The organism is Allobosea sp. CER48 (genome assembly GCF_044752385.1).
GTDB lineage: Bacteria > Pseudomonadota > Alphaproteobacteria > Rhizobiales > Beijerinckiaceae > Allobosea.
Map to the genome: position 1 here is coordinate 1 of NZ_JBIWYK010000534.1, position 1,907 is coordinate 1,907.

General features: G+C 66.2%; 3 protein-coding genes. All 3 read right to left on the reverse strand.

Features of this window, described 5'->3' with window-relative positions; translation table 11 throughout:
* Positions 1 to 10: 10 nt before the first annotated feature.
* Entirely contained in the window at positions 11 to 763 is a 753-nt protein-coding gene (locus ACIPIA_RS15215) for an SDR family oxidoreductase (RefSeq protein WP_400510765.1), read from the reverse strand.
* 97 nt (positions 764 to 860) lie between these two features.
* A complete protein-coding gene (rpsI, locus tag ACIPIA_RS15220) occupies positions 861 to 1,340 on the reverse strand; it encodes a 30S ribosomal protein S9 (protein ID WP_265058904.1) in 480 nt (159 codons plus the stop codon).
* A gap of 2 nt (positions 1,341 to 1,342) precedes the next feature.
* Positions 1,343 to 1,804 (reverse strand): 50S ribosomal protein L13, encoded by a 462-nt coding sequence (gene rplM / locus ACIPIA_RS15225; protein ID WP_400510767.1) that lies wholly within the window; start codon positions 1,802 to 1,804, stop codon positions 1,343 to 1,345.
* Positions 1,805 to 1,907: the final 103 nt, after the last annotated feature.

Below are 1,907 nucleotides of genomic sequence, written 5' to 3' on the forward strand. Positions count from 1 at the left end.
CGGTGGCGCATCAGCGCCCGCCGGAAACCTTCAGGATCACGCCCGTCGTATAGCTCGACGCGTCGGAGAGCAGGAACAGCACCGCTTCCGCGATCTCGTTGGCGGTCGCGGCGCGCTTCAGCGGAATCAGCGGCGCGATGCGCCCGACACGGCCGGCCTCTCCCGTGGAAAGCGCGTGGATCTCGGTCTCGGTGATGCCCGGCGCAACGGCGTTCACACGGATTCCATGAGGCGCAAGCTCCTTGGCGAGCCCGATCGTGAGGGAGTCGACGGCGCCCTTCGAAGCCGCATACCAGACGTACTCGCCGGGCGAGCCGAGCTCCGCAGCGACCGAGGAGATGTTGACGATCGCCCGCGCCGGTCCTGCTTCGTTGGCGATGAGCGCCCGAGCCGCCTCGCGCGCGACCAGGATCGCACCGGTGACGTTGACGTCGATGCATTCTCGAATGACCGCCGTGTCGGCATCGACCAGCGGGCTCGACCTGCCGGTGATGCCGGCATTGTTGACGACATGGCTGAGCGGGCCGAGAGCGCCCTTCGTCTCCGCAAAGACGCGGGCGATATCCGTCATGCTGGCCATGTCGCCCTGAAGTGCGACGGCCTTCGCACCAGCGTGCTCGCAGGCTGCTACGACCTCGGCAGCCGCCTTCCCATTGCTCTGGTAGTTCACCGCAACGTCGTACCCGCGCCGGGCCGCCATGATGCACGTCGCGGCGCCGATGCCGCGGCTGCCGCCGGTGACGAGAAGGACGGGGCGCGTCATGGCAGGCTCCTGCTGATCCATCGAGGGACGGCCAGAGAATACGAAAAGGGCGGCTCTTGCGAGCCGCCCTTCCGCATACCGGATAATCCGGAAACGATCAGCGCTTCGAGAACTGGAAGCTGCGGCGGGCCTTGGCCTTACCGAACTTCTTACGCTCGACGACACGCGAGTCGCGGGTCAGGAAGCCTTCCTTCTTGAGCGGGCTGCGAAGCTCCGGCTCATAGTGGGTCAGCGCCTTGGAGATGCCGTGGCGAACCGCGCCGGCCTGGCCGGAGAGACCGCCGCCCTTGACCGAGACGATGACGTCATACTGCGTCATGCGATCGACCAGCTGGAGCGGCTGCTGCAGCACGAGGCGCAGCACCGGACGAGCGAAGTAGATCTCCTGATCGCGGCCATTGACCGTGACCTTGCCTGAGCCGGGCTTGATCCAGACGCGAGCGATCGCGTTCTTGCGCTTGCCGGTGGCATAGGCGCGGCCCTGGGCATCGACCTTCTTGACGTGGACCGGAGCTTCCGGCTGCGCGGGCTTGGCGACATCGCCAAGCTGGGAGAGCGACTGAAGAACTTCGGCCACGGTCAGACCCTCTTGTTCTTGCTGTTGAGCGCGGCGACGTCGAGCGCCTCCGGCGACTGGGCAGCGTGCGGATGCTCCGCGCCCTTGTAGACGCGCAGATTGCCGAGGATCTGGCGGAAGAGCGGGCCGCGCGGCAGCATGCGCTCGACAGCCTTCTCGACGACGCGCTCGGGGAAGCGGCCTTCCAGGATGAACTTGGCCGAACGCTCCTTGATGCCCCCCGGGAAGCCAGTGTGGTGGTAATACACCTTCTGGTCACGCTTGCGGCCGGTCAGGGAGACCTTCTCGGCATTGATGACGATGACATTGTCGCCGCAGTCGACGTGGGGGGTGTAGGCGGCCTTGTGCTTGCCGCGCAGACGCATCGCCACGACGGAGGCGAGACGGCCAACGACGAGCCCGGAGGCGTCGATCACAACCCACTTCTTTTCGACATCGGCGGGCTTGAGCGAGACGGTCTTCATCGCGGGCACCCTTCGGTTGCGTAAGAAAAGGACAAGCCGCCGGGGTTCCGGCGGCGGTGTGGGGTGGGAATAGGGTGCATGGAGGCTGCTGTCAAGCCACTTC

Bases quoted from the DNA above. Each gene is read 5' to 3' on its own strand.
- ACIPIA_RS15215 (WP_400510765.1), bottom strand. From the start codon at position 763: ATGACGCGCCCCGTCCTTCTCGTCACCGGCGGCAGCCGCGGCATCGGC.
- rplM (WP_400510767.1), bottom strand. From the start codon at position 1,804: ATGAAGACCGTCTCGCTCAAGCCCGCCGATGTCGAAAAGAAGTGGGTT.